The organism is Flavobacterium sp., assembly GCF_040382755.1.
In the GTDB taxonomy this organism is placed as follows: domain Bacteria; phylum Bacteroidota; class Bacteroidia; order Flavobacteriales; family Flavobacteriaceae; genus Flavobacterium.
Genome location: NZ_JBEIET010000019.1, coordinates 20,878 through 27,090, shown reverse-complemented (window position 1 = coordinate 27,090; position 6,213 = coordinate 20,878). Strand labels below are relative to the sequence as shown.

The following is a 6,213-nucleotide window of genomic DNA, read 5'->3' as shown; positions in this document are numbered from 1 at the left end:
TGGTTGAAGACAAAAACTGAATCTGTTCGTGTTACAAATCCACTATTTGAGAAACCAGAAGAAAAAGAATTTAAACAATTAGCCGATTTATTAATTGAAGACTTACAAAAATTTGAAACTATATTTCCCGTTTTTGAAAGGTCGTATATTAAAGACGGACATTGTCTTGTTTTAAGTCCAGCCGACATTCATATTGGAAAACTTTGCAACGAGTGGGAAACTGGCGAAAAATACAATCAAAACATTGCGGTTCAACGAACTTTGGAAGGTGTCAAAGGTATTCTTGACAAATCGTCTGGATTCAATATTGACAAAATTGTCTTTATTGGCGGAAATGATATTTTGCACATTGACAATCCAAAACGAACTACAACAAGCGGAACACCACAAGACACAGACGGAATGTGGTACGAAAATTTTATGATTGCAAAGCAATTATATGTCGATGTATTAAAAATGCTTATTCCAGTTGCAGACGTTCACTTCGTTTTCAATCCATCAAATCACGACTACACAAACGGATTTTTCCTGGCCCAAGTTATTCAATCCTATTTTAAAGATTGTATCAATATTACGTTTGATGTTTCAATTTCACATCGAAAATATTACAAGTATTACGACAATCTTATTGGATCAACACACGGGGACGGGGCAAAATTAGAAAACTTACCTTTGCTTATGGCTTCAGAATCAAAAGACTGGACCAATTCAAAGCATCGTTATATCTACACGCATCACGTTCATCATAAAATTGCAAAAGATTTTATAGGTTGCACAATTGAAAGTTTGCGTTCACCAAGTGGAACCGATTCTTGGCATCACCGAAACGGGTATCAACACGCACCAAAGGCGATTGAAGGTTTCATTCATCACAAAAACTTCGGACAAATCGCAAGATTGACACATATTTTTTAATCATTCTTATTTAGAATCATTATAAATTAGTGTTTTTTTGCATCTTTTTTTATAATTTGTTTTGTATTAATAAAAAACGTCTTATATTTGTCAAAGAAATAACAACTAAAAAAAAATATTATGACAAATACATTTACACAACAAGATTTTAAAATGATTAATGATTTAAAAGAATATGCAAAAGCAATAAAATTTGAATTAAAAAACGAAAATGATTTACAAATATTATTAAAAAAGTGGGTTAACCATAGAGTTAATTTAACATCTGGACAAATGGACACAATGTTTAATAATTTTTTAATAGCAAAAAATATTTAATTAAATAATAAATAAGGGGTGCGACTTCAACGCACAATTTTTAAAACTTAAAAAAATAACACGATGAAAAAATTATCACAAAAAATGTCTTTAGAAAATAGAATCATTCTTTTAAATAGTGATTCATTAATTTCAGAATATTTAATGGAATCTTTAGACAACAAAATTTCCTGGACTGAATTAACTTTGAAAGATTGTTTTTATTTAAGTCAATTATTTGATTTGGAATTGAACATTGAAAAAATTAACACATTTTTTAGCAACTAAAATTATGAAAACATTTACTATTTTATTATTTGCTTTTATAGCATTGCACACTGAAAATTTAAGTTTAAAAATATGGATCACAATTGCACTTGCGATTTACTTCATTTACGAAATTTACAAAAACGATAACAATAACAATTTAAAACCAAATTAAAATGAAACAATCAGCGGTAGAATTTTTAGTTCAATTATTAAATAATTTTAATGAAAATTTTAAATTTGCATTTAAAGAAGAAATTGAACAAGCAAAAAAAATTGAAAAGCAACAAATAATTGATGCTTACGACGTACAATGGAACGCAAATATTAATGATGGAAAACAATATTACAAAGAAACATTTAAAACCAAATAATTATGAGCAAACAACTTTTTGAATTAATGCGAGAACAAGAATCTTTTCCGATTCATTTCGGAAAAAAAGACTACATTTCACGAGGAAAAGAAATCGTGTCTTCAGTTCTAAAAGATGGCGAAATTGACAAAATGGAATTTTGGACCAAAGTCGCAAAAATTAAAGAAACAATCAATGCGATGGATTCACAACTTCGTGAAGAAATTTCACTAACTGAAAAAACCACATTGCACAATGTAGAGTTCAATCCAGTTCAAGGCGGTTTCATTATCAACTATGACGAAGACATCGTTTATCAAGAATTTAAAAAACAATTAAAAGAACGTGAAGAACTTTTAAAATTAGCACAAAGAATTGACGTATTTGATGCATACGGGAACGATGTTCCAAAAGTATCGACAACACCAAGAAAATCATCAATAACAATTAAATTTTAATCAAATGAGCAGACAAGCAGAATTTCAGACACAAAGTTCAAATCCTACAAAGTATTATTTTGAATGGAAATCAGACGACAAAACCTTTGCATATTATGACAAAGACAAAAAAGAAAATGTAAAAATTGAATTACCATTTAAGTTTTTGACGCTTATGGAATTTCACACAATCAAAGGTTGGAACGACAAAAATCAATCTGGTGTTTATTCTAACGAAGTGAAATCAATCGGAAATGACGAAATCAATGTCAGACTTTTCAAAGGAAATCAATCTGTAAAAGGTATTTACAAAGACATCAAAGAAACCATTATTGCAATGGGCGGTCATTACACGAAATCAATTTACATTATGTTAGAATCTGGCGAAATTGCAAACGTCAATATCAAAGGTTCTTCAGTTCAATCTTGGGGCGATTTCACACAAAAATCACGCTCACGTTTATCTGACGAATGGATTCAAGTTTCAAACGCAATTGAATTGAAAAAAGGAAAAGTTGAATATTCGATTCCAGAATTTAAATTCGCACACACTTTGTCAGCAGACCAGGCAATTCAAGCCGATAATGCATACAATGAATTGAGAAAATACATTGATTCATATTTGGCAAAATCAATTGAAGTAATTGAAGACGAAGAAGTTTCAGTTGAAGACATTTTTTAATAAAATCACCTCACGATGTATAGGTCAATCGTTTTTTATATTATGGAAAACATAAAACTTTTAAAAGACATTACAACAATTACTGGAATCGATATAAGCAAACCTTCAAGAAGACGTGAAATTGTAGAAATCAAAGCGATTTTTTGTAATATTTTAAGACAACAAAATTTTACTTTGCAAAGTATTGGCGACACAATTAATATGAAACATTGTTCGATTTCGCACTTACTTAATTTGTATAAAATTATAAAAGATTTGCCACATATTCGACGAATAGAAAACAAACTAAAACTTTTAAATGAAGGATTTGATTTTAAATTTTTAGATTATCAAAACAAAATTGATGAATTAAAACTTGAAAACGAAAAATTGAAAGAAAAAATCAGTTTAAAAAACAACGATTTATTTGAAAACGTTTTTAAATTAGCAAATGACAATCAATTCATTTATGACAAACTTGTAAATTTTTACAATATTAATTCAAAACTAAAATTTTAATGAAACCAGAAATTTATAAATCTATTCCGTCGCACATACGAAATCGAGCAATTGAAAAAATTGGAAAAAGAACAACAACAATTTACAACGCAATCTTTTTTCAATTCGGTAAAATACCAACAAACTTTATTCCAACACTTAAAATTGAAATACAAAATGAAATCGAATATCTTAAATCAATCAAACAAAAAATCTGACATTCAGCAAATGTCTGAATTTTATGAATGGCTTTTAAAAGTCAAAAATGTATATTTACACGATAACAACAAAATTGACAAAGCATTTCAACGAGTAACACAATGACGCAAAATCCTTATTAACAAACCACAACGAAAACAAAAACACACGACACAGATTTTTTTCATATTTTTGCGTCTTTGCGTCTAATTAAAAAACAATTAAAATGAATATATCAATATTTAAATCACTATACAAAAGCGACGACGTTCCGTTTGAACTCGATGTCTTGAAGGTTTTGGATCGAATCAAAACTGGTGCATCAAAAGAAAAGATTTTGAAAATTAGAACGATGCCAGAAACTGAAGAAAAGAAACAATTAAAAAATTCATTGATTTCAATTCTTTTCAATGGTACGTTTTCAACAAGAAACGACAATGCATTGATTGAACATTCTGGACTTTGCATTCTTGACTTTGACAAATATGAATCTGAAGAAAAGAAACACGAAGAACGTGAACGATTAATGAAATGCGAATTTGTGTTTTCAGTTTTCACTTCACCAAGTGGAAACGGATTGAAAGCATTGATTCGAATACCAAAAACAGACAAAGAAACGCACAAAAGATATTTTAAATCATTCGGTGAATATTTTAATTCAGATTATTTTGACTTTAAAAATTCAAATGTTTCAAGGGTGTGTTTTGAAAGTTATGATCCAGACGTTTACATAAATGAAAACGCAAAAGTTTGGGACAAATTAAACGAAGACGAAGGCTTTTCAGTTTACGAAAAGAAACCATTATTGCCTTTGCAAGACGAAGACGAAATCATTCGACGTTTATTGAAATGGTGGGATTCAAGATACGGATTTAAACAAGGGGAAAGAAACAACAATCTTTTTGTTCTTGCAATGGCGCTTTGTGAGTTTGGTGTGCAATTCGATTATGCTTTTGGATATGTTTCAAACAACGTTGTTTTAGGAAATTTTTCTGAAAACGAATTGATGACATTATTTAAAAGTGCTTATAAACGTGCAACACCTTCATCAAAGTATTTTGAAGACCAAAGTAAAATTGACAGAATAAAAAACAATTTGTCAAAAGGTGTGCCTAAAACAGAAATCGCAAATTTTTTAAAAATCGACGAAAAAATAATTGAAGAAATAAACGAAATAAACGAAGACGACGATTTCTGGCAAAAGTATGAAGACAAAAAAGGAAATATTTCAGTAAAGATTGATTCATTGAAATACAAATATTGGCTTGAAAGAAAAGGATTTAAAAAGTATTACCCAGAATCGTCAAATCAACCGACATTCGTTCATATTAAATCAAACAAAGTAACACAATCCAGCACCGATATAATCAAAGACATCGTGTTGCAACACTTACTGGACCGAAACGAAATCGAAGTTTTCAATTTTTGTTCGAAATCAAGTCAATTGTTTAGCGATTATTATTTGACAATGTTGGAATCGATTGAATTAAAAATGATTAAAGATTCGAAGTCTGAAGCATTTATTCCGTTTTTGAATGGTGTTGTTAGAATTACAAAATCAAAAGTTGAATTGATTGATTTCATCGATGTCGATGGTTACATTTGGGAAAACCAAATCATAAACAGAAATTTTGTCAAATCTGAAAACGTTGAAAACGACTTTAAAGATATGGTTTCAAAAGTTTCAGCAAAAGACACAAACAGAATTGAAGCGTTGGAACACACACTTGGATATTTGATTCATTCATACAAAGACAAGACGGACCAAAAAGCAATCATAATAAACGACCAGGAAATTGACGACAATCCGAATGGTGGATCTGGAAAAAGTTTAATGATTTCAGCATTGTCAAATTTTAAAAAAGTTGTAAAGATTGACGGAAAATCATTTGACACAAAGAAAAGTGATTTCATTTATCAAAGGGTTTCAATTGATACGCAAGTATTGGCATTCGATGACGTGAAAAAGAACTTTGAATTTGAACAATTATTTTCAATTATTACTGAAGGAATTACAATCAACAGAAAAAACAAAGACGAAATATTTGTTCCGTTCGACCGTTCGCCAAAAATTATAATAACAACAAATTATGTAATTAATGGAAGTGGAACATCACACGACAGACGAAGACACGAAATTGAATTTTTTCAGTACTTCAACGGAAAAAGAAATCCACTTACTGAATATGGAAGACTTTTGTTTGATTCTTGGGAATCTGAAGACTGGATTTTGTTTGACAATTATATGATTAAGAACTTACAAAAGTTTTTGAAAAACGGATTGATTGAATCGATTTCAATAAACGCAGACATCAAAAGATTCATTCAAAGTACAAACAAAGATTTCTTTGATTGGATTGAAGACGGAAATCTTATTGAGAACGTCAGAATTTACAATACAGACATCATTTCAAAGTTTACGAGTGAATATAAGAATTATAATTTAATGACGTCTAAAACGTTCTTAAAATGGATACACGAATATTGTAAATTCAAAAATTACGAATTAGAAAAAGACAAAGACCACGTCGGAAGATACTTTTTCATAAAAACAGATAGTGAAATTAATAATGATATACCTTTTTAA

Annotated in this window: 9 protein-coding genes; all 9 read left to right on the top strand. The window is 29.4% G+C overall.

Translation table 11 applies throughout. From position 1 onward, the window contains the following. Window positions 1-915: hypothetical protein (locus tag ABWO04_RS03620; RefSeq protein WP_353077395.1), on the top strand; the 915-nt coding region annotated here is incomplete at its 5' end. A gap of 120 nt (window positions 916-1,035) precedes the next feature. Further along, on the top strand, window positions 1,036-1,233 hold the full coding sequence (locus ABWO04_RS03615; protein ID WP_353077393.1) for a hypothetical protein: 198 nt from the start codon (window positions 1,036-1,038) through the stop codon (window positions 1,231-1,233). A 63-nt stretch (window positions 1,234-1,296) separates the two neighbouring features. Beyond that, window positions 1,297-1,500 carry a hypothetical protein gene (locus ABWO04_RS03610; protein WP_353077391.1) on the top strand — a complete coding sequence of 68 codons (204 nt, stop codon included), beginning with the start codon at window positions 1,297-1,299 and terminating at the stop codon, window positions 1,498-1,500. A 155-nt stretch (window positions 1,501-1,655) separates the two neighbouring features. Then, window positions 1,656-1,853 carry a hypothetical protein gene (locus tag ABWO04_RS03605; RefSeq protein WP_353077389.1) on the top strand — a complete coding sequence of 66 codons (198 nt, stop codon included), beginning with the start codon at window positions 1,656-1,658 and terminating at the stop codon, window positions 1,851-1,853. 2 nt (window positions 1,854-1,855) lie between these two features. Continuing rightward, window positions 1,856-2,290 (top strand): hypothetical protein, encoded by a 435-nt coding sequence (locus ABWO04_RS03600; RefSeq protein ID WP_353077387.1) that lies wholly within the window; start codon window positions 1,856-1,858, stop codon window positions 2,288-2,290. Window positions 2,291-2,294: 4 nt separating this feature from the next. Then, a complete protein-coding gene (locus ABWO04_RS03595; RefSeq protein ID WP_353077385.1) occupies window positions 2,295-2,951 on the top strand; it encodes a hypothetical protein in 657 nt (218 codons plus the stop codon). A 42-nt stretch (window positions 2,952-2,993) separates the two neighbouring features. Further along, entirely contained in the window at window positions 2,994-3,449 is a 456-nt protein-coding gene (locus tag ABWO04_RS03590) for a hypothetical protein (protein ID WP_353077383.1), read from the top strand. Window positions 3,450-3,509: 60 nt separating this feature from the next. After that, complete coding sequence (locus tag ABWO04_RS03585; RefSeq protein ID WP_353077381.1) at window positions 3,510-3,752, top strand: hypothetical protein; 243 nt, start codon at window positions 3,510-3,512, stop codon at window positions 3,750-3,752. A 100-nt stretch (window positions 3,753-3,852) separates the two neighbouring features. After that, complete coding sequence (locus tag ABWO04_RS03580) at window positions 3,853-6,213, top strand: BT4734/BF3469 family protein (RefSeq protein ID WP_353077379.1); 2,361 nt, start codon at window positions 3,853-3,855, stop codon at window positions 6,211-6,213.